The organism is Mycobacterium spongiae (assembly GCF_018278905.1).
Classification (GTDB): Bacteria; Actinomycetota; Actinomycetes; order Mycobacteriales; family Mycobacteriaceae; genus Mycobacterium; species Mycobacterium spongiae.
On record NZ_CP046600.1, the window covers coordinates 2,026,961 to 2,052,754 of the forward strand.

General features: G+C 64.9%; 23 protein-coding genes and 4 tRNA genes. 14 read left to right on the plus strand and 13 right to left on the minus strand.

The genetic code is table 11. The features are described 5' to 3' along the window. Positions 1-29 precede the first annotated feature (29 nt). Entirely contained in the window at positions 30-1,649 is a 1,620-nt protein-coding gene (locus F6B93_RS08375; protein ID WP_211698683.1) for a serine/threonine-protein kinase, read from the minus strand. Positions 1,650-1,827: 178 nt separating this feature from the next. Further along, on the minus strand, positions 1,828-2,133 hold the full coding sequence (locus F6B93_RS08380; RefSeq protein ID WP_246541038.1) for a hypothetical protein: 306 nt from the start codon (positions 2,131-2,133) through the stop codon (positions 1,828-1,830). A gap of 1,273 nt (positions 2,134-3,406) precedes the next feature. Here F6B93_RS08380 and F6B93_RS08385 point away from each other — a divergent pair. Next, the gene (locus tag F6B93_RS08385; protein WP_211698684.1) at positions 3,407-3,736 is read left to right on the plus strand and encodes a hypothetical protein; all 330 of its coding nucleotides are present in this window, start codon (positions 3,407-3,409) and stop codon (positions 3,734-3,736) included. Positions 3,737-3,830: 94 nt separating this feature from the next. On the opposite strand, the gene F6B93_RS08390 is transcribed toward F6B93_RS08385, so the two are convergent. The 4 genes from F6B93_RS08390 to F6B93_RS08405 form a co-directional block, all read right to left on the minus strand. Then, on the minus strand, positions 3,831-4,670 hold the full coding sequence (locus F6B93_RS08390) for an AbiJ-NTD4 domain-containing protein (RefSeq protein WP_211698685.1): 840 nt from the start codon (positions 4,668-4,670) through the stop codon (positions 3,831-3,833). Positions 4,671-4,805: 135 nt separating this feature from the next. Then, positions 4,806-4,880, minus strand: a tRNA-Val gene (locus tag F6B93_RS08395). Positions 4,881-4,896: 16 nt separating this feature from the next. Further along, positions 4,897-4,967: transfer RNA gene (locus F6B93_RS08400), tRNA-Cys, on the minus strand. Positions 4,968-4,996: 29 nt separating this feature from the next. Continuing rightward, a tRNA-Gly gene (locus F6B93_RS08405) sits at positions 4,997-5,069 on the minus strand. Positions 5,070-5,237: 168 nt separating this feature from the next. Here F6B93_RS08405 and F6B93_RS08410 point away from each other — a divergent pair. The 3 genes from F6B93_RS08410 to F6B93_RS08420 all read left to right on the plus strand — a co-directional run bounded on the left by F6B93_RS08410 (position 5,238) and on the right by F6B93_RS08420 (position 7,533). Beyond that, positions 5,238-5,312 (plus strand) — tRNA-Val (locus F6B93_RS08410). Positions 5,313-5,508: 196 nt separating this feature from the next. Then, entirely contained in the window at positions 5,509-6,456 is a 948-nt protein-coding gene (locus F6B93_RS08415) for an alpha/beta fold hydrolase (RefSeq protein ID WP_211698686.1), read from the plus strand. A gap of 192 nt (positions 6,457-6,648) precedes the next feature. Further along, complete coding sequence (locus F6B93_RS08420) at positions 6,649-7,533, plus strand: EamA family transporter (protein ID WP_211699355.1); 885 nt, start codon at positions 6,649-6,651, stop codon at positions 7,531-7,533. A 28-nt stretch (positions 7,534-7,561) separates the two neighbouring features. On the opposite strand, the gene arsB is transcribed toward F6B93_RS08420, so the two are convergent. The 3 genes from arsB to F6B93_RS08435 form a co-directional block, all read right to left on the minus strand. After that, a complete protein-coding gene (gene arsB, locus F6B93_RS08425) occupies positions 7,562-9,070 on the minus strand; it encodes an ACR3 family arsenite efflux transporter (protein ID WP_211698687.1) in 1,509 nt (502 codons plus the stop codon). Beyond that, positions 9,067-9,447: an ArsR/SmtB family transcription factor gene (locus F6B93_RS08430; protein ID WP_211698688.1), complete on the minus strand. Its 381-nt coding sequence runs from the start codon at positions 9,445-9,447 to the stop codon at positions 9,067-9,069. The genes arsB and F6B93_RS08430 overlap by 4 nt, the downstream gene beginning before the upstream one ends. Before the next feature lie 90 nt (positions 9,448-9,537). Next, positions 9,538-9,996 (minus strand): ArsI/CadI family heavy metal resistance metalloenzyme, encoded by a 459-nt coding sequence (locus F6B93_RS08435; protein WP_211698689.1) that lies wholly within the window; start codon positions 9,994-9,996, stop codon positions 9,538-9,540. Positions 9,997-10,096: 100 nt separating this feature from the next. Here F6B93_RS08435 and F6B93_RS08440 point away from each other — a divergent pair, with 100 nt between their 5' ends. The 3 genes from F6B93_RS08440 to F6B93_RS08450 all read left to right on the plus strand — a co-directional run bounded on the left by F6B93_RS08440 (position 10,097) and on the right by F6B93_RS08450 (position 11,824). Beyond that, the gene (locus tag F6B93_RS08440; protein WP_211698690.1) at positions 10,097-10,456 is read left to right on the plus strand and encodes an Rv2640c family ArsR-like transcriptional regulator; all 360 of its coding nucleotides are present in this window, start codon (positions 10,097-10,099) and stop codon (positions 10,454-10,456) included. Between the two features lie 119 nt (positions 10,457-10,575). Further along, positions 10,576-10,866: a hypothetical protein gene (locus tag F6B93_RS08445; RefSeq protein WP_211698691.1), complete on the plus strand. Its 291-nt coding sequence runs from the start codon at positions 10,576-10,578 to the stop codon at positions 10,864-10,866. Positions 10,867-11,056: 190 nt separating this feature from the next. Next, the gene (locus F6B93_RS08450; protein WP_211699356.1) at positions 11,057-11,824 is read left to right on the plus strand and encodes a sulfite exporter TauE/SafE family protein; all 768 of its coding nucleotides are present in this window, start codon (positions 11,057-11,059) and stop codon (positions 11,822-11,824) included. A gap of 37 nt (positions 11,825-11,861) precedes the next feature. Here F6B93_RS08450 and F6B93_RS08455 read toward each other — a convergent pair whose 3' ends face one another. Both F6B93_RS08455 and F6B93_RS08460 read right to left on the minus strand, forming a co-directional pair. Then, positions 11,862-13,397 carry a DUF7159 family protein gene (locus F6B93_RS08455; RefSeq protein WP_211698692.1) on the minus strand — a complete coding sequence of 512 codons (1,536 nt, stop codon included), beginning with the start codon at positions 13,395-13,397 and terminating at the stop codon, positions 11,862-11,864. 182 nt (positions 13,398-13,579) lie between these two features. Beyond that, positions 13,580-14,239 carry a DedA family protein gene (locus F6B93_RS08460; protein ID WP_211698693.1) on the minus strand — a complete coding sequence of 220 codons (660 nt, stop codon included), beginning with the start codon at positions 14,237-14,239 and terminating at the stop codon, positions 13,580-13,582. Positions 14,240-14,259: 20 nt separating this feature from the next. Between F6B93_RS08460 and F6B93_RS08465 the strand changes: the two genes are divergently transcribed. The 3 genes from F6B93_RS08465 (at position 14,260) to F6B93_RS08475 (ending at position 17,351) form a co-directional block, all read left to right on the plus strand. Continuing rightward, positions 14,260-14,460, plus strand: coding sequence for a hypothetical protein (locus F6B93_RS08465; RefSeq protein ID WP_211698694.1), 201 nt, complete (start codon positions 14,260-14,262; stop codon positions 14,458-14,460). 194 nt (positions 14,461-14,654) lie between these two features. Then, the gene (locus F6B93_RS08470) at positions 14,655-16,970 is read left to right on the plus strand and encodes a PE family protein (RefSeq protein ID WP_211698695.1); all 2,316 of its coding nucleotides are present in this window, start codon (positions 14,655-14,657) and stop codon (positions 16,968-16,970) included. A 99-nt stretch (positions 16,971-17,069) separates the two neighbouring features. Then, a complete protein-coding gene (locus F6B93_RS08475) occupies positions 17,070-17,351 on the plus strand; it encodes a DUF1876 domain-containing protein (RefSeq protein ID WP_211698696.1) in 282 nt (93 codons plus the stop codon). A gap of 50 nt (positions 17,352-17,401) precedes the next feature. Here the strand turns inward: F6B93_RS08475 and F6B93_RS08480 are convergent, their stop codons facing one another. Then, positions 17,402-18,727: a phosphoribosyltransferase gene (locus tag F6B93_RS08480; protein ID WP_211698697.1), complete on the minus strand. Its 1,326-nt coding sequence runs from the start codon at positions 18,725-18,727 to the stop codon at positions 17,402-17,404. Positions 18,728-18,905: 178 nt separating this feature from the next. On the opposite strand from F6B93_RS08480, the gene F6B93_RS08485 reads away from it, so the two are divergent. The 3 genes from F6B93_RS08485 to F6B93_RS08495 are packed head-to-tail and all read left to right on the plus strand — an operon-like array spanning position 18,906 to position 21,197. Further along, complete coding sequence (locus F6B93_RS08485) at positions 18,906-19,529, plus strand: TetR/AcrR family transcriptional regulator (RefSeq protein WP_211698698.1); 624 nt, start codon at positions 18,906-18,908, stop codon at positions 19,527-19,529. Between the two features lie 34 nt (positions 19,530-19,563). After that, the gene (locus tag F6B93_RS08490) at positions 19,564-20,748 is read left to right on the plus strand and encodes an aromatic ring-hydroxylating oxygenase subunit alpha (RefSeq protein ID WP_211698699.1); all 1,185 of its coding nucleotides are present in this window, start codon (positions 19,564-19,566) and stop codon (positions 20,746-20,748) included. An 8-nt stretch (positions 20,749-20,756) separates the two neighbouring features. Then, entirely contained in the window at positions 20,757-21,197 is a 441-nt protein-coding gene (locus F6B93_RS08495; RefSeq protein WP_211698700.1) for a hypothetical protein, read from the plus strand. A gap of 34 nt (positions 21,198-21,231) precedes the next feature. On the opposite strand, the gene F6B93_RS08500 is transcribed toward F6B93_RS08495, so the two are convergent. Beyond that, positions 21,232-22,125, minus strand: a complete 894-nt coding sequence (locus F6B93_RS08500) for a universal stress protein (protein WP_211698701.1) — start codon at positions 22,123-22,125, stop codon at positions 21,232-21,234. Between the two features lie 317 nt (positions 22,126-22,442). Here F6B93_RS08500 and F6B93_RS08505 point away from each other — a divergent pair, with 317 nt between their 5' ends. After that, the gene (locus tag F6B93_RS08505) at positions 22,443-25,718 is read left to right on the plus strand and encodes a helix-turn-helix transcriptional regulator (protein ID WP_246541039.1); all 3,276 of its coding nucleotides are present in this window, start codon (positions 22,443-22,445) and stop codon (positions 25,716-25,718) included. Positions 25,719-25,794 lie beyond the last annotated feature (76 nt).

The window sequence follows — 25,794 nt, forward strand, 5'->3', positions numbered from 1 at the left end:
ACTACCGGTGACGCCCTGTCGCCGGGGCGTTATCGATCGGCTGGGCCGAGGGGGTTGCAGAATGGGATCAGCCCATTCCAGCGATAGGCGGGCATTCCGTTGTAGCGTGTCGCCACAGGATCATGGGGGGAAATTGCATTCATGATTGCTTCCTCGGGTGGCAACGACGTCGAGGGGTAGGCCACGATCAGTTGGGTGTAAAAGCGTAGATCTGTGGGGCATTCACTGTCTGTTGGCGGGGGTCTTGGGAATGAGAAATGAAGTTCAACCGGGCTTTCGATTATTTCACCGGCGGCACAACTTGGATTGCAGTTCGACAGGTGTTCGAACCCGCTCCCATCTGCACGCGTGCTGGTCCAGGTACTCCAGCGCAGTCCTGTATACCAGTGGTGTCGGCACCCAAGGTTCGCCCCCGGAGGTTCGGGAGTGATGTTTCGGCTGGAATTCTTGCCATAACACACGGGTAGCGCGTAGCGGGCATCTGGTTCGGATCGTGTCTTGGCAACTGTGGTGTTTGGCGTGGTCTGGGAAGCTCTCGGTGATGTCGCCGGTGTGGGGATGCTGGCGGACGCCTTGGGAGTGGTCGCGCCGGGCTGGCTTCGTTGTGATCGTGGCCAATCCTGTTGCGCCACAATGACCATAACGGCCGCCAGCATCGCGGCAAGAACGACCGCAAGCAGGGCGCGCTTGGCCCGGAATCGCCTAAGCATCACAACGGGAGTCGGCCCCACTGGTGCAACTGAGTTCCGGGATGAGCGTTCCGGCGCTGCGGCGGGGGTGGTCGGTGGCAGCACGGTGCCCGGTCCGCCGTAATCGACAACCTCGGCAAAAGCGCGGGCGAAGTCGCTGCAGGACGCGAACCGATCGACGGGATTTTTTGCCAAACCGGTAGCCATGACGGGATCAAGTGGTTTGAGTTGCGGAACTATCCTTCCCAGGGCGGGAACCGGGGCGTTGAGGTGCTTGCTAATCACCACGGCCGGATTGCAGTCCTGATAGAGCGGGGTTGCCGTTAAAAGTTGGTAGGCGGAAGCAGCTAGCGCGTATTGGTCGGCGCGTCCGTCGATACTCTCGCCCATGAGCTGTTCGGGGGCGGCATATGCCAGCGTCCCCAGGATCACGTTGGTTGTCGTCAACCCTCCGGGGTCATCCATAGGCCGGGCGATACCGAAGTCCGTCAGTAGGGTTGAGCGTTCCCCGTCTTCGAGATCGGCTAGCAGGATGTTGGCCGGTTTCACGTCACGGTGAATCAAGCCGCGCTTGTGCGCATAGTCGAGGGCACCCGCGACTGCGATCACAATTTCACCGACCTCTTGCGCTGGCATCCCAACGGGATAACGGCGCTGCATCATTTGTGCAGCATCGACACCGTCGACATACTCCATCGCAATCCAAAGCTGACCGTTGTATTCACCGCGGTCGTGTACGCAGACGATATGGGGATGACCTAGTCCTGCGGCGAGGTCGGCTTCCCGGATGAACCGTTTACGAAAGTCAGCATGTGCCGAGATCTCGGCGCGCAGGACTTTGAGGGCGTCGCGTCGAGGTAAACGCGGGTGCCGAGCCAGGTAGACCTCTCCCATACCACCCGAGCCGAGCAGGTGCACGATCGTGTAGCCGGCGAACACCGCGCCGGCAGCTAGGGGCATGAGCGAATTGTGAGTGCAAGTTCCGCGTTGCCTGGACAGCCTTGTGGTACATCAAGCCTTTGAGCGATCTTCAGCTCGATGTGTGCCAAGTACTGCTTGGCGAGTTGGTCATCGATATCCATTACGGCGGTCACTCCCACTGATAATGCCGAAGTTCAACCCGCAGCCGCTCGCCGGCCTACGGACAAATCTCGCTATCGACACGGACCACACCGAAGGTGATGTTGGTGTCTGTCGTGAACCTTGAGCCCGGCCGCGGCGTCGAGGAGCACACCTGCCAATTTCGGTCGACAATCTGCATACGGTCCTGGCCAGTAAGGTCGCGGGAGCCCGTGTACCACACCTGGTCGCGCGTCAATGACTGGATCGCGTCCTGGGCGAATTGCAGGTCTTTGCCAATCAGGTTTGGCATAGTCCAGGACGGGTCATCGGCGAAGGCCATGGGCGCAAGGCCGAAGCCCGCGATCGCTACAACAGCCGACACGATTGATACTGCGCCCGATCGATATTTCATGTCGCGTCTAGTCCCACTCTGCTGCGTTCTCAGACACGCATCATCATACGGCGCGCCTGCCTTAGTTTGTCTAGCCGATAATGTCGGTTTACACAGTTCAGCTAGCCGAGAAGCACGGGCTGCGGGTCCTTCCAGGTATTGATTTCACTGGCCAGACTTCAGGAGGTCCTGCCCCGCAGCTGCCAGCCGTCGAGATTATCCCGGGCGTCGAAATCTGTGGGTACAGGTGTTGTGTCAGCGTAGGGCGATTGTGGGCGTGGTTCGATGACAGCGCCGCTGGGGTGCTCGCCGCCGAGGGCCACGCGATTGGACGCGTAACAACACAGAGGCCTCCGACCGCCAATGGCCACGATCACGCCGCGTCCCGGCTACTCGGCCCGATCGAACCCGAATGCCGGTTCGGCCAGGCGAGGTGATTGGGTGCTCGCAGTCCAGCGAAGATACGGCGATTCCGCCGCAGTGCGCTCCTCCGGTCGCATCTAGCGCAGGCGTAGCCATTCGACAGGTTGTCCAGAAATCTGCGCGATCAAGTCGAAGTCCTTGTCGACAGAGGGGAATGTAAGTGCCGCGATTTCGGCAGCGGCAGCCACGAGAAGGTCGGGGCTGGGGAGATGCCCGAGCAACTGAGTCTCATGGTCCCGTTAGCCACCTGGTGTGCAATGAGATTCGGTGAATTGGTCGAGCTGAAGAGGCTCGATATCGACCTTGACGACGAGGTGATTCGCATTCGTTGAGCGGCTGTTCGAGGCGAGAAGAGTTGGAAAGTGGGCGATCCGAAGTCGGATGCGGCGAAGCGTGAGGTTGCCATCCCTCCGCGTATCATCCCGGCGGTAAAGCGGCATCTAGCGAGACACTTTGGTGAACAAGCTAATTCAGTGCTTCCCCGGCGAAATCAGGAGACCAGCTACAGCCTTCCAGCCCCTATAGCAAGGCTCGTCAAAAGGCCCAGCGTGCTGACCTTCGCTGGCACGACTTGCTGCATAGCGGCGCGGTACTCACGGCGCAGACGGGCGCCACACTCGCCGAGTTAACAATTCGGCTCGGCCATTCCACGCCTCAGGCCGCAATGCGCTATCACCATGCGGCCCAGGGGAGGGACAAGCGGATGGAAGAGGAGCGCCGCCGCAGCGGCGGCGGGGTGAAGCGAAACTAAGTCATTTTTCACGCCGAAGATCACGATCGATTCGCGACACGCCGGCCAGCCACCGCGGCCCCGTCGGCTCAGGCCGCTACCCTCGAACACATGAACGAACTAGAGATCGACCCGCTGGTGGTCTACCAGGAGCTGCGCGAGCGGCGGCAGCGCGGCGGCCAGCCCCACCCCGAGGCCGCCGCAACCCGCAGGATGCTCTCCGACATGCGGCACTTCGAGGCCCGTATCGACGAGATCCCCGCTGAGGACCACGAAACGGCCCGCGCCCTGATGTGGGGCTGGACGGCGAGCCGGGCCGTCGGCGAGGTCGAGGAGCGGCTCATCGCGCTCGAGCAGCGCAACTCTGACGAGGACCGGCGGCGCGCCATCGAGGACTTGCAGTACCGCTCGGCCGGTGGGGGGACCACACGCCGGTTCTGAGGTCTAGGGCTGGCAACTCCCTGTGGTGTGGACAGGAGCCCTGCCGGTTCGACGTCAGCCAGCTAACTGTCCCTCGGCACGCGCGCCACGTTGCTCATCCGGCGTCGATGCTCGCCAGCAGGTTTACGAATGCGGAACAGGTAACCAGGAAGTATTGAGCCATGGCCTGCGTTGGCGTCAATGTGCCGACCCTTAGCGCGTGACGAATGCCGCCGCTATCGCCGGTGAATGCGTACAACTTCCGCCACCCATCGATCAACGCTGGGTGCAAGTCCGCTTTCCCGTTTCGCTTGATCTCATCTAGTGCCTTCTCAAGGGTCGCGGCAGGTTTCGCGGCTACGACGCGGGCAGCAAACTCGACCGCCGATATTGACTCGCTGATCGATTTCGCCCATTGTGGATTGTCTCGGTCGGCGAATAGCTGCACGGCGGCCCGTAGGTGTTGGCGGACTTCCGGCAGATCGCTGTTAGCTGCTGTCTCTACAGACTGCATTTCTTGCTCGTTGGTGATCGGGACTATCAACGCCTCGGCCACGTTCAGTCTGTAGCCGACCCGGTTTCGGGCAAGTATGATGTTGAGGCCTTCGGCGGCGCCCTCATAGTTGCGGAGCAAACACAGGCGCGATCGCTGCATCAAGTACTCGGTCAGATCGAACACCCGATTAATCGGTTGACCGCCGACAATGTCTAGCAGCTCCGGGGTTAGGCGCGACAACGTGTAGTTGTGTTGATACTTACCGAGGAATCCCGTCCAGACTGTCGACAGTTCGATGGGGTCGTCGTACACATCGATGTACCGGGCATAGAAGTAGTTCCAGAGGTCGGTCCGGGTGCGCTCGTCCAGGTGTTGGAGTTGCAGTGGTGGCGGGTATGGCTCGTACCCGTGTCGCTCAGAGAAGTTGGGCGGCCTCACGCCGCTGAGGTCATCGGTCACTCCGGCTCCTGATTTCACCTGGGATCGAAGTGGATGCGCGGGTCGCCGCTCGGCGGCCTTCCAATGGGGAGTTCACGAAGAGTTCACGATCTTGCGAAAATGTCAACCAAAACGACTCTTGAACTGCACAAACTCTGGTGCGCGATACTGGGATTGAACCAGTGACCTCTTCCGTGTCAGGGAAGCGCTCTCCCGCTGAGCTAATCGCGCTGGGGGTCGAATCTAGAGGTGGAGACGGGAATCGAACCCGTGTGCACGGCTTTGCAGGCCGTTGCCTCACCACTCGGCCACTCCACCGCTGGGGATTGATGCCATTTGCACCTTCGAGCGGATGACGGGATTCGAACCCGCGACCCTCACCTTGGCAAGGTGATGCGCTACCAACTGCGCTACATCCGCGCGCAACGGACGAGATCGTCGCCCGGTGCGAAGGTCGACGATAGTCGACGTGAGCGGGCGCACACAAATCTTCAGGTCCTTTGGGGCGCTTCGGCTATCGGCTGCCCCTGCGGGGCGGTCGCCGACCTGCGGCTCGTGCTAGTCTTCGACCTCGTTCGCCTTGGCTTCGGTCCCGTGGCTCAGTGGGAGAGCGTCCGCTTCACACGCGGAAGGTCGCTGGTTCGATCCCAGCCGGGACCACCATCTCCGTCCGGCAAAAGCGCTGCTAAGGCCCCCGGATAGCACAGAGAACAACCGCGCCGGTGTCTGCTGGCACGCGGATGACGCCAGTTACCTGCGGTTCTGTCGCGCCGGCATGAGAAGTTTTTCATTAACCCGACCCGGCTACTCTCATCCTCGGTTACGACTCTGGCCCCTAGTCCGACGAAGGAGCCAAGTCATGAACCTCGTTACGCCAACCGCCGGTGGGCTGGTATGCCTCACCGGCCAACGCAACCGGAAGAAGCTCAAACACACCCAGGTGACGGTGATGACGAGCGACGGCGTTGAGCTAGCCGCGCACGTCTACGGCGTGTCATCGGCGCGCCACACCGTTGTATTGCTGCACGGGTTGTGCGTCAGCAGTGACGTGTGGTCGCGCCAAGTCGCCTACCTGTTGGGGCGCTACGGCGCCAACGTTCGCGTTATCACTTACGACCACCGTGGTCACGGCAAATCCAGTGCCGCGCCTGCCCACACCTACTGCGTCGATCAGCTAGCCAGCGACCTCGCCGACGTACTTGCCGCGCTCCATGTCCGCGGCGCCCTGACCCTCGTTGGCCATTCCATGGGCGGGATGACGGCACTGGCCTATCTTGGCCGCCCACGTGCCGATCGCCCAGTCGATGCACAGGGCCTGGTCCTGGCCGCCACCGCCGCCGGCAAACTCAGCCAGCGAGGCCTCGGCCGCCTATTGGCCACGCCCGGCATCGGTGTGCTGCTCAGAGCGGTGAACCGCGTACCCAAGTTGGCGCGTCAAGCGCTGGCCGCGCCGCTGTGCGCAACGCTGGGCAGGATCTGGCCCACGCAGCGCCCGATGCTGACGACCATGGCGGAGGTAGCGGGCACGGCGTCATTGCCCGCCGCCGGATTCTTGCCCCGGCTGCGCGACTACGACCAATACGAGAATCTCGACCGCATCGACGCCAAAACGGTCGTCATCAGCGGCGGCGCCGACCCGGTGACCCCGGCATCGCACTCGCGCGAGATTGCCGGCACCATCCCCGACTCGGCGCACGTGCACCTTCCCCAAGCTGGGCACATGCTGCCTCACGAGGACCCTGACGCCATCAACGATGCCATCAGCCACGTGATGTTCTCGGCTCGCGCCGAGCGACTCGCTGCCTAGAGCCCCGACATCGCAAACAACCCAGATCACCGGTGCGTGTAGCCCCCAACCGGCGGCAGACCGTGGCAGCGGCGGGTGATCGAAATCCAAAGGATTCAGCGTGAACCTCGACCAAGAAGAAGAGACCGTATGGGGTCGGTGGAGAGGTGAGTTCGTGTGAGCTCAATAGGTCAGGCCCGCGCCGGCGCGCTCATGGTGGTCTGTTCAACGCTATCCGTACAGATCGGCCTCGCTCTGTCCGTTGGCATGGTGGACCGCATCGGTGTCGAAGGAACGGCCTGGCTCAGACTGTCCTGGGCTGGAGTGTTGTTCCTGGTGCTTGTGCGGCCGCGGCTCTCGTCGTACACACCCAAGATGTTCCGCGCGTCGGTACTGCTTGGGGTGAACATCGCGGCGAACACGCTGCTGTTCATGGCGGCCGTCAGCCGGATCCCGCTGGCCACCGCCAGTGCCCTGGAATTCCTCGGACCGCTCGGGGTCGCTATTGCGCACGGAAAGGGCAACGGCCGCGTGCTTTGGCCCGGGCTGGCCGCCATCGGGGTAATAATGCTGATCGACCCTTGGGCTGGTGCTACCGACACGATCGGGCTGGTGTACGCCCTCTGTGCGTCCCTGGGCTGGGCCTGCTACATCGTGCTCACCCAACACCTCAGCGACCGCGTCGCCGGGGTCAACGCGCTTGCGATCTCGATGCCAGTGGCCGGACTGGTGGCGACCATGTTCGTTGGTCCCGCGGGACTCGACTGGATCACCACAGAAATTATGCTGCTCGGCGTCGGTCTGGCCATTCTGCTTCCCTGCTTACCGTTCGCGCTCGAAATGCTGGCGCTGCGCCGGATGAACACCACAGCGTTCGGCACGCTGATGAGCCTGGAACCGGCATTCGCCATGCTCATCGGCGTGATCATGCTGCACCAAATGCCCGGTTTAGGAGGCGCGGCTGGCATCTGCTGTGTTGTCATCGCGGGAATTGCCGCGGCGCGTCAAGGCGCGAGGTCCTCGCCTCCGGCGCAGCAAGACGCCGAGTCCTCGGCTCCGGTGCCCACGTCCCCGGAACCCGTGGGGTCGTATAGCTGATTGCCGCGTTGAGTCCCGCGGCTAGCCCCTACACGGTCTTTGCGGCACCCAGCAGTTCGTCGATCAGGGCTTCGACACGCTCAGCGATGTCGTCGCGGATAGCGCGGACGGTATCGAGAGGCTGGCCGGCGGGGTCGGGCAGTGTCCAGTCGCGGTACGTCACTCCGGGGAAGTAGGGGCAGCTGTCGCCGCAGCCCATCGTGATCACCACATCGCTGCTCTGTACTTGGTCGCCGGTGAGCATCCTGGGGGTGTTGGTGGTGATGTCGATGCCCAGTTCGGCCATCGCGGCGACGGCGACCGGGTTGATCTGATCGGCGGGCTCGGTTCCGGCGGAACGGACGTCGATGCGATCCCCGGCTAGGTGGGTCAGCAACCCGGCGGCCATCTGGGAACGACCGGCGTTGTGCACGCAGACAAACAACACGCTGGGTCTATCGTCGTCACGGGGCGGCTGTCGGCGGGGGGCCGGATCGAACAGTCGCCGGCGCAGCGCCAGGGACACATAGACCAACCCCACCAGCACCGGCACCTCGATCAGGGGTCCGACGACTCCGGCCAGGGCTTGCCCAGAGGTTGCGCCATAGGTGGCGATGGCTACCGCGATGGCCAGTTCGAAGTTGTTGCCCGCCGCGGTGAACGCGAGGGTGGTGGTGCGGGGGTAGCCCAAGCGCAACGCCGCACCGAGCAGGTAACCCCCGCCCCACATGATCGCGAAGTAGGCCAGCAGCGGTAGCGCGATGCGTGCCACATCGAGGGGGCGGCTGATGATCTGATCCCCTTGGAGCGCAAACAGAATCACGATGGTGAACAGCAGGCCGTAGAGCGCCCACGGCCCGATCGTGGGCAGGAAGCGGGTCTCATACCAGTCTCGGCCCTTGGTCTTTTCCCCGATGCGCCGCGACAGGTATCCGCCCAGGAGCGGAATACCCAGGAAGATCAGCACCGATTTGGCGATCTCCCACGCGGACGTGGAGATGGTGGTTTGTGCTAGGCCCAGCCAGCCCGGCAGGACGGACAGGTAGAACCAGCCGAGCACCGCGAACATGGCTACCTGGAAGATCGAGTTCAACGCGACCAGCACGGCCGCGGCTTCGCGGTCTCCGCAGGCCAAGTCATTCCAGATGATCACCATGGCGATACAGCGGGCCAGTCCCACGATGATCAATCCGGTGCGGTACTCGGGCAGATCCGGGAGCAGCAGCCACGCCAGCGCGAACATCAACGCGGGGCCGATCACCCAGTTCAGCAGCAGGGAGCCAACGAGGAGCTTGCGGTCACCGGTGACGCTGTCGAGGCGGTCGTAGCGAACCTTGGCCAGCACCGGGTACATCATGATCAACAGACCGAGAGCGATCGGCAGCGAGATCCCGTCGACCTCAACCTTTTCCAGAGCGATGTTCAGACCGGGAATCCACCGGCCCAACATCAGTCCTGCGGCCATGGCCACCCCGATCCATACCGGGAGGAACCGGTCGACGGTGGATAGTTTGCCCGTCACCGCGGGCGAGGTTTCGCAGGTGAGTGTGTCGGTCATGCCGACGCCTCCACTGCGGTCGCGGCGTCGGCGTGAACGCTCAGCAGCGTCGACAGTGCATTCAGGGCCTCGGGAACCACGGCGTAGTACACCCACGAGGCGCGGCGCTGCGAGGTGAGCAAGCCGGCGTCGCGGAGCACCTTGAGGTGGTGGGAAATCGTTGGCTGGCTCACCTCGACGCCCGCGGAGATGTCGCAGACGCAGGCTTCACCGCCGGCGTGACTGGCCACCGAGCTCAGCAACTGCAATCGCACCGGATCGGCCAGGGCCTTGAACCGGGCCGCCATGTCGGCTGCGGTCGGGGCATCGAGCGGTTCACGGACCAGCGGCTCGACGAGGCAGCACGCGGCATCTGGCTGAATGCTCTGATTCGACATACATCTATATTGACAGATATCGAAATCACTCTCAAGCCGACGACGAGGGCGGGCATCCGGGATGTGGATGCCCGCCCTGTCCGGTTGCGCTCAGCTCGCTGCGGCTGCGGCGGCGGTGTGGCCACAGCACACGCCAGCCTCTTCGTCACCGTCATCGGCCGCCTCGGGGGCCGAGCCGAAGGTCTCGGAGTCGGCTAGCACCGTATAGACCTCCCACCGTTCTCCGCTGGGGCCGCTGACCCACACCTTGTCTTGCTTGGCAAAGCAACACGTGGTGCCGATCTCCTCTTCGGTGAAGAGCCCGGCCTCGGCCAACCGACTGATCTCGGCATGCACCGTTTGGCTGGAGCCGACCTCCACCCCGAGGTGGTTCACGGTTCCGCCGTTGCCGGGGTTCTCGATGAGCACCAGCTTCAGCGGCGGTTCGGAGATCGCGAAGTTTGCATACCCGGGCTTGCGTTTGGCTGGCTCGGTGTTGAACAGTGCGGAGTAGAACGTGACCGCGGTCTCGATGTCATCGACGTTGAGAGCTAACTGAACACGGGACATCAGAAACACCTCCTGAATAGTTCGACATATATCAAAGTGGCGCCGGTCTTCAGTGTGCCACCTTTTTGATATATGTCAAGTTATCTGGCAGAGTGGGGGCATGCCCAAGAGCCTGCCAGCGATCGACATCTCCGCCCCGGTGTGCTGCGCACCGGTGGCCGCCGGACGGATGAGCGATGACGACGCTCTGGCGGTGGCATTGCGGCTGAAAGCCCTGGCCGACCCGGTGCGGGTCAAGATGATGTCCTACCTGTTCGGGTCGTCGGCCGGCGAGGAGAGCAGCCACAAACTGGCCGCGGTGCTCAACCTCAGCGATGGCACGGTCAGTCACCATGTGACGCAGCTACGTAAGGCAGGGTTGGTTACCTCCGAGCGTCGCGGCATGCACGTCTTCCACCGTGTCGACACCGAGGCCCTGAAAGCACTGTGTGCGGTGCTCGACCCCAACTGTTGCATGTGACGTGGCGTGACGTGGCTTGGCCATCCGTAAGTGATCGACACGGAGCTTTCCCGTCGTGCATGGCATACCGTCGAGGGTGACGACACGGTGTCACCGATACGACGCAAGGATGGCGCACCATGAGCAACAACGAAGGTATAGGCGTGCTGAAACTCGAATGCCCGCAGCGCCATCCTGTCGGCAGGATCCTCAAGGAGGTCCCGCATCAGAACGTCCAATACGACCCCGGCGCCAGTGTCGGCCCACGCCGATTCTGGCCGGAAGAAGGTGACCAGCCTCAATTCAGCACGCGCTGTCGCTTCTGCGACAAATCCGTAGGGGAGTCCGCGGCTAACCTGCGGAGCGAACTGAGCGAACTGATCGCTGACTCATCCGAGACCTACCGGACTACCGCGCTGCCGTTCCTGTAGGACGCTGCCGTCCGTGTAGGAGCGCTCGATGGCGCCAGCGCGGCGGCGAGCAAAGTCCGCGTCTCGCTTGCGCGAACGCCGGGCAGCGAGGTCGCATAACGGCTGGATCGCTACGACGGGCTCACCTCACTATGGCGGGTGCGAAGACAGCCCAACGACCGACTAGGGTTCCGGGGTGCCGGTTGTCCACATGATCTTGATCGCAGTGGCCGGATTCGGCGCCGGCGCCATCAACGCGCTCGTCGGATCCGGCACGCTGATCACCTTCCCGACGCTCGTTGCGATCGGCTACCCGCCGGTCACCGCCACCATGTCGAACGCGGTCGGGTTGGTGGCCGGCGGCGTATCGGGCACGTGGGGTTACCGCCAGGAACTCGGCGGTCAATGGGACCGGTTGCGGTGGCAAATCCCGGCATCGCTGGCTGGTGCTGCACTTGGCGCATTCTTGCTCCTGCATCTGCCGGAGAAGGTGTTCACCCAGATCGTGCCGGTCCTGCTGGTGTTGGCCCTGGTCCTAGTCCTCATCGGGCCGCAGATTCAGACGTGGGCGCGGCGGCGGGCCGAGGAAGCAGGGCGCTCGGCCGAACACATCGCGCCGGCTCGGATGGCTGCCTTGGTGTTCGGGACGTTCGTTGTCGGTGTCTACGGGGGTTACTTCACCGCTGCCCAAGGCATCCTGTTGATCGGCGTGATGGGTGCCTTGCTGCCCGAGTCGGTGCAGCGTATGAACGCGGCGAAAAACCTCCTGGCTCTGGTGGTGAATATTGTTGCGGCGGTTGCCTATACAGGGGTGGCCTTTGACCGGATCAGCTGGCCGGTTGCGGGCCTGGTCGCGGTGGGTTCGTTGGTCGGCGGATCGGTCGGAGCGCGCCTCGGACGTCGTTTGTCGCCCGCGACGTTGCGCGCCACCATCGTGGTAGTCGGCTTGATCGGGCTTTATCGTCTAGTGACGGTATAGCTAGGACGGCGAGTGCGCCGCACCCCATTCCGCGTCGCTAGCGCCCACGATTGGGCAGTATCGACGGGATCCGGGGAAGTGCCGGCGCCAGGATCGGAACTCGTGGTCTCACAGGAGCCGGTCGCCGTAGTGCCGGTGCTTTGCGCTTTGGTCGCTCGACTTTGGGTGCTGGTCGCTGCACCCGCACCGGTGGTTTCGGCGGCCCGATCGGCAGGGCCGGGAGCGCAATGGGCAGCCTTGGTAGCTGAATCGGGGGCCTCGGCCGCTGAATCGGCGGCGCCGGAAGGTCCATTCGGGGCGCAGTGTGTGGACCGTTGTCCGGAAGCTGAATGTTTGGACCCGGTACCGAAGCCGCAGGAGCGGGTACCGGAACTATGGCCGGAATCGGTGAGGCCGGCTCCGGGGCTTCGGGGCTCGGGACGCTGAGCACGTCCTCCGCGGGCTGCGGCGCGGGCTCTGTCTGGCGAGTTGGGGGAGGTGCTGGCGACGTCGGAGCCGGCGGAGTCGGAATAGTCGCCTGCTCCGTAGGGACGCTGGGATTCTCGACTGGGTTGGGTAGCAGGGCGACTGTCGGGCGGGCCTTGAGCGCCACCGCCAGTTCGAGCGCGACCGCGGCGGTGATGCAGATCATCCCTAGCGCGCCGCTGGCCAGCAACAAGGACTTGCGTCGCTGCTGGGTGTCGCGCTCGGCGGGATCGGTGTCGACGTGGATGGTGTCAGCGTCGGAGTCGTCATCCGCGATGTCGCTATAGGCGACTGGCGCTTGCCCGCCGCGGTGCGCAATGCCGGCGGCGTTGCGGCGTGCGGTCAGCGTGTAGCCGTCCACCTCGCCGGTTCCGGGATCCTGGGCGTAGGCGAGTGCGGCGGTGGACGAGACGAACAACGGAGCATTCGCAGAGGCCAGCGCCGCACCACGAGCCAGCGCCAGGTGCGGTTCTTCGGCCGCGTTCACTCTGAGCGGAAGGGCCGCCTCGAGAGCCGGCTTGAGCCCGACGACGTCGACGCCGTGGCACATCGCGAACACGCCGTCTGGTAGCGATGCTCCGTTGGTCGCGGTGCCCATGACCATGGCAGCTAGCTGGCCAACGATCTCGGTGTCGGTGTCGCCACCGTGTTGCGGAATGAGCAGCGGTTCCTTTCGCACCGCGGTGACCGAACCATCGGCCGAGTCCACCATCGCCACGGTTGCGCTATCTGGCTCGATGAGCAGCAGTGCCGTGTGTCGGTCGCCGATCGCGTGGCCAACGGTATGGGTTAATGCCGCCGCGGCCAGCAATGACGACACCAGCATGACGTCGTTGATGTTGTGCGCGGCCAGCGTGTCGTGGAGCACGGCCGCCTCGCCGGGATGCGTCCAGGCCACGCCGGTCGACGTCAGCTGGTGGCCCGCCTGCGCGGCTCCCTGCCTGGTGCCCAGGATGGCGGCGAGCGTCTGTCCTGGTGCGGCTGAGACGTCACCGGCACCGACGCGGAAGTCGTCTTCGTCGAGTGTTGCCCCGTCGGCGTTTTCGCCTTCGATAACGACCATCTGGATTGCTGCGGACCCCATCGATACGCCGAGCACGACGTCCACTGCAACTCCCAGATCCTCGCGAGCTAGCCGCGGTCTGCGCTGGGCGCGTCACGCGGGCGGCGTCACTGCCGGCCCCTTCGACGCTACGCAGCGGCGCTATGTGGACGCTGTGCATTCGACATGAATGAGAAATGCACACGATGTGAGGGACCGGGTGCCTGGGGCTGGCGTGGCCGAGCCGGCTAGTCAGGCAGCACTGGCGCCGTCTTGCGATAGTGCTCGGCCTCGAGTTGTGCGATCGCGTGAGATGTACGCTCCCGCAGCAAGATCGCGGCCGTAATGCCACCTATGATCGCGATGAGGAGCGCGACCCAGGAGAACCGCTGTAGCCAGCGCTCGGCCGCGATCCCGGCAAAGTAGACGAGCGCGGTCGTGCCCCCGGCCCAGCAGATCGCCCCGGATACATTGGCCACCAGGAAGCGCGGGTAGCGCATTCTCAATGCGCCGGCCAGGGGGCCGGCGAGGATCCGCAGCACCGCGACGAAGCGACCGAAGAAGACCGCACGGGATCCCCAGCGAGCAAACAACCGTTCAGCGAGGGCGATATGCCCGGGGCCGAAGTGTTTTGGGAACCGTCGGCCGAGCCGATCGAACAGCGGCATGCCGAACCGGCGCCCGATGCTGTAGCCGATCGAGTCGCCGATCACAGCGCCGATCACCGCCGCGACGCCGACGCCCACCGGACTCACGGCCAGGTCTTGGTGCGACGACAACAGCGCGGCGCTGACGAGGACTATCTCTCCAGGAAGGGGGATACCGAGGCTCTCGACCCCGACCACGCCGCCAACCAGGAGGTAGACGGCCAGCGGCGGGATCGACTCCAGCAGGACCTCCACATTCATGGGTCAAGGATGCCTTACCGGTGCTCGACGTGCGCCGGCAACATTCTTGTTGGCGCATCGCGGCCGTCGCGTTGTTGGCTGGCGGGTTTGATGAACTCGGCGTGTCGTTGACTTTTCCTGCGTCGAAAGGCGAGTTCGTTCTGCCCGTTGGTGGCGGTATTCGCAGTGACAGCGAATTGTGCATTGAAAGCTATTGTCCTGCACAACAAGAGATCTGGTGATCTGACTCGCGGTGTGTTCGGCGCAAGCGATTGGCCCCGTTGGTATTCGAGGCGCGGCAGAGGTCGTGAGACAACGAATTTATCAAATTTGCAGTCGCGTCTCGCCAAATATCTCCCGGCTTGTTCGCGTCAGGGGATAGGATTTGTTGCTGCCGAGTGCTCGACGAGACTGTCCTGTAAGGGGAGGTTGGCGGATGTCGTTTATGTTTGCGGTCCCGGAAGCGGTGACAGTGGCGGCGTCGGATTTGGCGGGGATCGGCAATGCGCTCGCGGAGGCCAGTGCAGCGGCGGCGTTGCCGACGATGGAGGTGGTGCCCGCGGCCGCCGATGAGGTGTCGGTAGCGGTTGCGGAGCTGTACGGATCGTACGCGCAGGGGTATCAGGCCTTGAGCGCGCAGATGGCGGTGTTTCACACGCAGTTCGTGCAGGCTCTGAGCGCGGGTGCGGGTGCGTACGCGGCGGCCGAGGCCGCTAATGCGTCGCCACTGGAACAGCTGTTGGGTCTGGTGAATGCGCCCACGCAGGCGTTGTTCGGCCGTCCGCTGATCGGTAATGGCGCCAATGGGGCCGCTGGGACCGGCGCCGCCGGTGGGGATGGCGGGATCCTCCTCGGCAACGGGGGCAATGGCGGTTCCGGTGGGGTGGGGCAGGTCGGCGGGGCCGGCGGAGCGGCCGGACTGTTCGGCAATGGCGGGGTTGGCGGTATGGGGGGTATCGGTGCGGCTGGTGGCGCGGGCGGCCTCGGCGGGATGCTGCTGGGCAACGGCGGCACGGGCGGGATTGGCGGGACCGACGTGGTCGGCAGTGTCGGCGGTGTAGGTGGGGCCGCGGGACTGTTCGGTAACGGCGGGATCGGTGGTGCCGGCGGGGCTTCGTCAGTCATGGGTGGCCCCGGTGGTGGTGGGGGAGCCGGTGGTTTTGGTGGGGTGTTCGGCAACGGAGGGATCGGCGGGGCCGGCGGGTTTGGCGCCGCCGGTGGAGTGGGTGGGGCGGGCAATCTGTTCGGTTCCGGTGGTGTCGGCGGTGTTGGGGGGATTGGTGCCCCTGGCGGCAATGGTGGCGCTGGTCCGCTGCTGATTGGCAACGGCGGCGGTGGCGGCATGGGTGGGGCCGGTGCTGCCGGCGGCAATGGCGGCGCCGGCGCGACATTGCTCGGCGATGGCGGCACCGGCGGGCAGGGCGGGGCGGCCATGTCGGGAGTTAATGGGGACCTGCCTGGGGATGGCGGCGACGGTGGCAGTGCCAACTGGTTCGGTTCCGGCGGCGCCGGCGGCCAAGGCGGCACCGGTCTGGCCGGGACAGATGGGGTGAACCCCACCCCGTTTCCCAACCCGGGCACCGGCGGTGACGGCATAAACGACATTGGAGCTGGACCTCAAGTCGGCGGGACAGGGGACACCGGCCCCACGGGCGGCATCGGCGAGGACGGCGGTACCGGCGGAACGGGAGGTACCGGCGAGTCGACCGACGGCAACGACGGCACCGGTGGTGTCGGCGGAACCGGAGGCACCGGCGGGAGCGGCGGTGGTGGCGGCGGCGCCGGCGGCATGGGTGGCACCGGCGAAACCGACGGCACGATGGGCGGCGTGGCAACCGGGGGCAAGGGCGGCTCCGGTGGTAGCCCCGGAGTCGACGGCGGGGCGGGCGGTGCCGGCGGCAAGGGCGGCGAGGGCCACATTACCGGTGGTGGTTTCGCGTCGGGCGGCGAAGGCGGTGACGGTGCTGCCGGCACCGCGGCATTGGGCGTGGCCGGCGACGGCGCCACGGGCGGTGCCGGCGGTAACGGCGGCAATGGCGGAATGTTCATCGGCAATGGCGGTGCCGGAGGCGCCGGGGGGATCGGCGGGACCGGAGGCACCGGCGCCGGCGGCTTCGCGGGTGGGGCTGGCGGGGCCGGCGGCGAGGGCATCACCGATGGTGGGGGTGCTGCGATCGGTGGCGAAGGTGGTGAAGGCGGCGCCGGCGGCGCCGCGGGTGTCGGCGGCACTGGCGGCAGTGGGGGTGTGGGCGGCGCCGGCGGGGCAGCCGGGTTCATTGGTATCGGTGGCGCCGGAGGCAGTGGTGGCCTGGGTGGCACCGGCGGAGTCGGTGGCATCGGGGGTGCCGGCGGCAACGGCGGTGCCGGCGGGCCGGGCACTGCCATAGTTGCACCTGCAGAAGGCGGTGGCGGCAACACCGGTGGTGTCGGCGGCGACGGCGGCACCGGAGGCATGGGCGGCGCCGGTGGCACCACCGGCGGCGCCGGGGGAGCCGGTGGAGTGATCGGCTTCGCGGGCGCCGCCGGCGGCACCGGTGCCGGAGGTACCGGTGGCCAAGGTGGCCTCGGCGGCCAGGGCGGCAACGGCGGCAACGGGGGCACCGCCACCGGGGCTTTCGAGATTCCCGGCAGCGGCGGCGATCTGGCGTTGGGCGGCAACGGTGGTGCCGGAGGCGCGGGCGGCTCGCCGGGCGGCAGCTCCGGAATCGTCGGCAACATGGGCCCGCCCGGCGAAAACGGCACCGACGGATAGCTCTTCAGCTGATCGCCGTCACAGTTCACGCAGAAGGGTCAGCAGCGGGGTGCGGCTGCGATAATCGGCAGTACCGGTTCAGTCGGCAAGGAGGCCGCGATGACAGACAACGCTCGCAACACCAAGACCTGTCAGATTGACCTGGTGATCGATGAGCGCGACGAGCGCACCCGAGCAAAGGCACGACTGTCGTGGAGCGGCACCACGCTGGTCGGTGTTGGCTTAGCCCGGCTCGATCCCGCCGATGAGCCCGTGGCCGAGATCGGCGACGAGCTCGCGGTCGCCCGGGCGCTGTCCGACTTGGCGAATCAGCTGTTCGCCGTGACATCGTCGGACATCGCGGCCAATACCCACGAGCCAGTCACGAGTCTGCACCACTGACTGCTGGGCTGGTCGCGCTGCGGCGGCTGTTTCGTTGCGGCGCAACGAGATCAGTGAGCCGGGGGATTGACATACCTGACGAACCATGCGCGGGCGAGCTCCGCCACCTGCCCTAGCGCCCCCGCCTCTTCGAAGAGGTGTGTGGCACCAGGCACCACGGCGAGCTCGCACACAGCCGGGATCGTCGCTTGCGCACGCCGATTCAGATCGAGCACCATCTCGTCGCGTCCGCCCACAATCAACAGGGTTGGGGTTTGGACCTCCTGAAGCGCTGCGCCGGCGAGATCGGGCCGCCCGCCGCGCGAGACCACCGCCGCGACTTTCACACCCGGATGTGCGGCGGCCGCAAGGGCCGCACCGGCACCAGTGCTGGCACCGAAGTACCCGACCGGCAATGACCCGGTAGCGGGCTGGCCGGCCAGCCAGTCGGTGACGTTCACCAGTCGGCTTGCGAGCAATCCGATGTCGAAGACGTTGGCGCGGCTGCGTTCTTCGTCGGGTGTCAGGAGGTCGAACAGCAGGGTGGCGAGCCCGGCATCGTTGAGGATTTCGGCGACGTACTGATTGCGCGGGCTGTGTCTGCTGCTCCCGCTGCCGTGGGCGAATACGATCATCGCGGTCGGGTGCTCGGGAACCGTCAGGTGTCCCGCGAGCGATACCGGCCCGGCGGCGATCCGGATTTCCCGCGGACGCCGCAGTGGGTCATCACGGCACGCGGCGCCGCCGGTCGTCCGATAGTGGCCCCGGGCTCGCTCAAGCAGCGCGACCACCTCGTCGTCGGAGGTTTGGGTGAAGTTGTGGTATCCCTGGCCGACGGCGAAGTACATCTCGGGTGTTTCCAGGCACACCACCTCGTCGGCGAACTCGGCGAACCTGTCGGCAGTGTCGGTGGCCCCGATGGGAACCGCCAGGATCACCCTGCTGGCTCCCTCGGCCCGGGCGACCTGGCAGGCGGCCTGGGCGGTGGCCCCGGTCGCGACACCGTCATCGACAATGACCGCGGTGCGTCCGTGTAGCGAAATCCGGTCATGATCGCCGCGGAAGCGTTCCGATCGGCGACGCAGCTCGTTCTGCTGCTGGTCATCGACCGCGGCCATTTCGCGCGTGCTGAGCTTGGCGGTGCGCACCACGTCGTCGTTGGTTACTCGCACGCCGCCCTCGCCGATGGCGCCAAACGCAAGCTCCGGATGGAAGGGGACCCCGAGTTTGCGCACTATCAGCACATCGAGGGGAGCCTGCAGCGCGGTGGCAACTTCATAGGCGACCGGGACTCCGCCTCGTGGCAGACCCAGCACGACGATGTCTTGACCACGCAAACATTCCAGACGGCGCGACAATTGCCGCCCGGCGTCGGTGCGATCGTCGAACATCCTCATATATCGAGTCTGGATCGTGTCATCGATTGCCGCTACGGTCACAAGTCCTCAACCCTCCCACCGGGGTTTGGCTGTAGGAACCTAACAACTTCGGCCACCAGCGCGCCGGCACCGATCACCACCGCTGCGACGGCGAGTGCCGCTTGACGAGGAAATAAAGTGAATTTACTTTAGTCAGATGACGCACCCGGTTTCGGCGGTGGGTACCGGGTCGAGAACGGCCCGTGGCGAGGCCACCGAAGAGCGCCTGCTAGCCGCCGCGCGGCACGAGATCATCGAGAACAACGGGGCGATGGAGCTTGCGGCTGTGGTCATGAGAGCCGGGGTATCGCCCGGTCTTCCGTATCGCTACTTCGATTCGAAATCCGCCCTGGTGGTGGCAGTCGTCGAGGCCTATTTCGATGCGCTGGACGAGCGCGTCTACCGGCCGGTCTTCACCGAGGTCTCCGACGACTGGTGGGAGCGGGAGAAAGCTCGCGTTGAGGAGCTGGTCAACTTCTTCTATGAGGAACCGCTAACGCCGCACCTGATGTCTCGGCTCGCCGGCGACGCGGCGGTGGCACGTGCCAAGCAGGAGCGGATCCGTCGACAAGTTCGGGGTGCGACAGCCAACGTCAACACCGGCAAGAAGCTCGGCAGGGTGCCAGCGGATGCCGACGCTGAGGTGTGTGGTGCGTTCCTCATCGGCGGCGCGCACCAGGCCATCGACATTGCGGTTTCCCGGGATCCGCGAATGCCGCGGGCACGCGTCAGCCGCGCAATCCGGGAGGCCATGCGAAACGTGTTGGGCATCAGGGATTGACGACACATCCAGAATTGACGACAAGGGCTAGACGATGGACCGAGACGAAGAACTGAAGTTGATCACCGAGTGCCTCGAGCTGACCCAGGCCAACCGACCGGTGATGACGGCCGAAGAGACGTTGGTTCCCGTTGCCAAGTATCGCGACCAAGCGCTCTTCGAGCGTGAACGACGCATTCTGTTTCGTCGCTCGGCGAACGTCATCGCGCATGGCAGCCAAATCGCGCAACCCGGTGACTTCATCACCCGTGACGTGGTCGGGACACCAGTACTGCTCGTTCGCGACGAGGACCGCGCTGCGCGGGCTTTCGTCAACGTGTGTTCGCACCGCGGCGCGACCGTCGAGCTGCGCGAACAGGGTCGGTGCCGGCGCTTCGTCTGTCCCTACCACGCGTGGACGTACAAGACCGATGGCTCGCTTGCCAATGTCCGCCACCGGCAAGGATTTCCGTCACTCGACGGGACCGACGCAGGCTTGGTGGAGTTGCCTTGTCTCGAGAGAGCGGGGTTTGTTTGGGTCTGCCCCGACCCCGGTGTGCGCGAGTCGTCCCCGGACATGCACACCGAAGTCTTGTTGGCGGAGCTTGAACAGATCGGTTGCGCACAGTCCGCGGTCTTCGACTCGGAAACCCGGGTGTGGAAAGCCAACTGGAAGTTGATCGTCGACGGAGGCCTGGAGTCATACCACTTTCGGGTCGCCCACCGGGACACGATCGCGAGCTTCTTCACCGACAGCATCTCGACGTTTCAGCCCATGGGCGATCACATCCGCACGATTCTTCCCCGGCTGTCGATCGTAGAACTCGCCGAACGACCCCGCTCCGATTGGGACATTCGCAAGCACGCGCATCTGTTGTACACCGTGTATCCAAACGCCATGATCCTGGTTCAGGAGCGCCACTTCGAGCTGATCCTGCTCACGCCCCTGGCGCTGGACCAGACCCGCATCGAGATCGCGACTATCGTGCCTGACCCGGGTCCCGCGGGCCATAGCGAAAAGGACAATCGGTTCTGGGCCGCCAATCACGCGTTCACGAAGGCCACCCTCACCGAAGACTTCGAGATTGCCGAGCAAATCCAGACGGGCGTGTCGAGCGGGGTTCAGGAATTCTTCCGCTTTGCTAGATTCGAGGGGGCGTTGAGCCAGTGGCACCGACGAACCGATGCCAAACTCGGTTGCGACATAGATGATTTCGGGGGGCAGGGATGTCGCCGATGAGCGAGTCCATGCGCGTGGTCGACACCTCCCCGGACGACTACCTTGCGACCCTTCCCGAAGAGCACCGCGCCACCTTAACTGCGCTCGACCGCACAATTCAGCGCGCACTGCCTGGTCGCGACCGAGTGCTGTGGCAGGGCGTGTTCTGGGGCGGAACACACCAGTCGATCATCGGCTACGGCCACGTCAACCAGACCCGCTCCTCCGGAGACACCGTCGCGTGGTTCCTCGTCGGTCTCGCTCGTCAGAAGCGGAACTACAGCATCTACGTCAACGCCGCGGCCGACAACGCCTACCTCGCGCACCGCTATGCGGATCGTCTCGGGAGAGTAAGACTCGGTGCAGCGAGCATCTCGTTTCGACGAATCGAGGACCTCGACGTGGCCGTGTTGGTCGAGCTAGTGGTGGAAGCGGACCGTCTGACACCGGCGGATCCTCCCCGGAGTTAGGTCACCCGCCCGTCATCAACCTGCTGTAACGGGTCTAGGCCGCCGACTCGCGTGCCACGATGACCGGCATCCGGGCCAGCTGCGCAACGGTCTCGCCCACGGACCCCACCAGCATTCCGGCGAACCCGCCGCGACCGCGGTTGCCGACGACAACGAGCTGGGCCTCCTCGGAGCGTTGAATCAGTTGGCGGGCAGGCTGATCGCGTACCACGATGCGGGTGACGGTCACGTCGGGATACTGCTCCTGCCATCCCGCCAAGCGCTCGGCAAGTACCTGTTCGGCCATCGACTGCGTTGCCGGCCAGTCGATGCCGGGCCACTCCGAAACATCGACGTCGCTCCATGCGTGCAACGCGATCAGGTCAACGTGTCGACGTGAGGCCTCATCGAAGGCGACCTTGGTCGCCAACTCGGAAGCCGATGAACCATCGATGCCCACGAGCACCGGCGCCTGGCGTGGGTGTGGCATCAACGGATCCTCATCGTGGATCACGGCGACCGGACACCCGGCATGACGAAGCAGCCCGGAACTGACTGACCCGAGCAACCTGCCCGGCCACCGCCCGCTTCCGCGACAACCGACGACCACCAGCTCTGCGTCCTTGGACATGTCGACCAACGTGGGAACTGCTGCCGCAGGAACGATTTCGCTATGTACTGCGGCGGGGCCGCCGGACGTCGCGGCCTCGGAAACCACCGCGATGGCGTCGTCGATCAGCCGGCGCCCGTGGTCCTTCTGCCATCGCAGCACGCCCGCGGGCACCGGCACTGTCAGCCAGGTGGCAACTTCCGGTGAGACCGCATGCACGAGGGTCAGTGGGATGTTTCGCAGTTCGGCGTCGCGCGCCGCCCATTGCACCGCGACTTTTGCCGCGGGTGAATCGTCGACCCCGACGATGATTCCCATCGCTGCATTGGCCGTTGTCATGTCGGTCCCCTTTGCTCGTGGCGTGCTCGCCGGCCGAAGTTGGGTCGCTGCCACAGCACGACGGTAATGACGGCGGCTGCGGTGAGTCAGGAGGCGTTGGTCATCGGTTCGATGGGCTTAGGGCCCGGCACCCACTCTGGCGGGTCCACACACGGGCAACGCGGCCGTGGAACAAGCTGGCCAGTTACCCGTGATTTGCCGGGATGGCGTCCAGCTAACCGTTGGCACGAGTGTCGGTCGTTGCGGCTTCCTACCGGCGTGTGCGGGCTACGATGCCCAGGTGAGGATTCGCCGCTGGTGATGTGGAGCTATCGCGCGTGACTGAATCGCTGCCCATGGGAACGGTGACGTTTCTTCTCGGCGATGTGGATTGCTCCACGCGGCTTTGGCGCACCCAGCGGGACGAGATGGCGGCAGCCAGCGCCCGCCTCGACAACGTGCTGGGTGAATTCGTCGAGGCCCATGAGGGAATCCGGCTTGTCGAACAAGATGACGACGACAGCTTCGCAATCGCGTTCGCTCGCGCCAGTGATGCGGTCACGTGTGCACTGCAATTGCAGCAAGCTCCGTTGGCGCCGATCCGGTTGCGCATCGCGGTGCATACCGGCCAAGTGCGCTTGAGCGACGAGGCCAACTACGCGGGTCCGACCATCGACCGGACCCGGCTGTTACGGGATCTGGCCCATGGTGGCCAAACATTGCTGTCGGGTCTGACCGAGCAGCTAGTCGTTGACTGGTTACCGCACGATGTCTGGCTGACCGACCTGGGCGCTCTTCAGTTGCGTGAACTACCCCGGCCCGAACGGGTGGTTCAGCTGTGTCATCCCAGCCTGAACAATAGGTTCCCGCCGCTGCGGAAGGGGGGTAAAAGTGTTGATACGCACAATCTTCCGGTGCACTTGACCAGTTTTGTGGGCCGCAGTCCGCAGATCGCCCAGCTGCGCGAGCTGCTGGTCGACGACCGGTTGGTGACGTTGACCGGTGCCGGTGGTGTCGGCAAGACTCGTCTGGGTGCGGAGCTGGCTGTCCGCATTGCCCCGGAGTTCGGCGACGGTGTCTGGTATGTCGACCTGGCCCCGATCAGCGATCCGGCGCTGGTTCCCGTCGCGGTGGCTCGTGCTTTGAGCCTTTCCGATCGGCCCGGCATGACAACGATGGAGGCGTTGGTTCAGTTCGTCGGCGGTCGCCAGATGCTGGTGGTGCTGGATAATTGCGAACATCTACGGGCCGCGGTTGCATCGTTGGCCGTTGAGCTCCTCGGCGCTACTGGTGGGTTGCGGTTGGTGGCGACCAGCCGTGAACCCCTGGGGGTGTCCGGTGAGATGACTTTTGTGGTGCCGTCGCTGTCGCTGGCTGACGAGGCCGTGGACTTGTTCGTAGACCGGGTTCGCCTGGTGCGCCCCGATTTCGAGGTGACCGACGATAATGAAGTGGCGGTGGCGGAGATCTGCCGGCGGCTCGACGGTATCCCGCTTGCCATCGAATTGGCGGCCGCGCGGGTGCGGGCGTTGTCGCTTGCCGAGATCCTCGGCAGTCTGGACGATCGGTTTGGGTTGCTGACGTCGGGTGCGCGCACCGCGTTGCCCCGCCAGCAGACGTTGCGAGCTTCGGTCGATTGGTCGTATGCGTTGCTGACCGAGTACGAGCGCATCGTGTTGCGTCGGCTAGGGGTGTTTGTCGGTGGGTTCGATCTGGACGCGGCTCTTGCCGTGGCTGCTGGCACCGTCATTGCGGGCCATCAAGTCTTTGACCAGCTTGTCTTGCTCGTAGGCAAGTCTTTGGTGGTGAGTCACAACGCCGGCGGGTCGACACGGTATCGCTTGTTGGAGACCGTGCGCCAGTATGCGCTGGAGAAGCTGGTGGAGTCCGGTGAGGCTGACGAAGTGCGCAACCGTCACCGGGATCATTACGCGTCACTTGGAGTGTGCCTGTTCGCCCCGTCGGGAGGTGACTACGAGCAGCGGCTGGGGCATGCCTCCGGTGAGTTGGACAATTTCCGTGCCGCGTTCGAGCGCTGTCTGGAAACGGGCTCGATTGGGCGAGCATTGGAGCTGTCCTCCTCGCTAGAACCGCTGTGGTGGCAGTCGCACGGCGGCTTGCCGGAGGCGTTGACTTGGCTGGAGACGGGGCTGGCCGACATCGATGCACACGACGTGGCCCCCGAAATACGGGTGCAGGCATTGGCCAGTCGGGCGACCCTGCTGTCCTTGGCAGGCGTCGCGGCCAGTGTTACCGAAACCGAGGAGGCCCTAGCCATCGCCCGCACCCTCGATGACCGGTCCACGCTGGTGCGCGCTCTGCTCGCGCGCGGCTGCGCCTCCTTTCACGACCCGGAGGCGGCTGGGCCGTACTTCACCGAGGCGGTCAGCATCGCACAGGAAATCGGTAATTCGTGGCTGCTGAGCCAAGTTCTCTTCCGGCAGGTCATGCCGGCGCTCATCGCCGGCCAATTGGCCGCGCCGGTCACGGCGGCGGCAGAGGCGCTCGACGCCGCCGACGCGGCCGGTGACCGATTCGCCTCTCGGCATTGCCGCTGGCTCGAAGGAATCGAGATGTTCCTCCAGGGCGACTTGGTGGCGGCGGCGGCACGGCTCGCCGAGGTGATCGAGGAAGCGACCGCGGCAGATGACGCGATGTTTCGGTTTTACGGCTTGGCTATCGAGGGCCACGTGCGGGCGGTTCAGGGCGACGCGATCGGTGCCCGTGCCTCCGCCGACGCCGCCCGGGAAAGCTGCTCCGAACTTCCCGCCTTGCACACCGGCGAGGCGGACGCTGTCGTCGGGATCGGGTTCCTGGCCCTCGGTGACGCGGACGCGGCGTGGCGAGCCTACGAAGAAGCGTGGCGTCGCACCGGTTTGGAGCCATTGACGGTCGGGTTCTACGTGTGGGCGGCGCTGGGACCGCTGGGTTGTGGCGACTCCGCTGCGGCGCGACGTTGGGCTGACGACGTCGTGCCGACGACGAAGGGCTCGTTTCGGGCGTTGGCGCTATCGACTCGTTCGCGCGTCGCTATCGCCCAGCACGATCAAGAACAAGCCGAAAGTGACGCCTACGAAGCGCTTGCGATCGCATCCAATATCGGGACGTCCCTCGTGCTGCCGGAGGTTTTCGAATGTCTGGCCGATCTGGCGTGCGACGCCGGCACTCACCGCGACGCGGCGACGCTGTATGGCGCGGCCGACGCCGCCCGGCAGCTCATGGGAGCAGTGCGGTTCGGGGTGCTGGACGAAAGCCATCATGCGATGGTTGATGTCACACGGAAAGCGTTGGGGAACAATTTCTTTGACAGAGCATGGGCGGAGGGTGCGGCCTTGTCGACGGACGAGGCAATCGCCTACGCGCAGAGCGGTCGACGTGAACGTGAGCGCGTAATCAAAGATTGGGCTTCGCTGACTCCGAGCGAGTTCCGGATCGTGGAGCTGGTCAAGGAAGGGCTGGCCAACAAAGACATCGCCGGACGGCTTTTCGTTTCCTACCGTACGGTTCAGACCCACCTGACGCACATCTACGCCAAGCTCGACGTGACCTCGCGCGTGCAACTCGCTCAAGAAGCAGCGCGGATGCCCGGCGGTCAGGCGAAAAAATCAGGTTGACGGGACGGCGCCGCAGGCGACGTCGCAATCGCGCCAACGGCTACCACACCGTGCCCAGAGGATGCTGATTATGGGA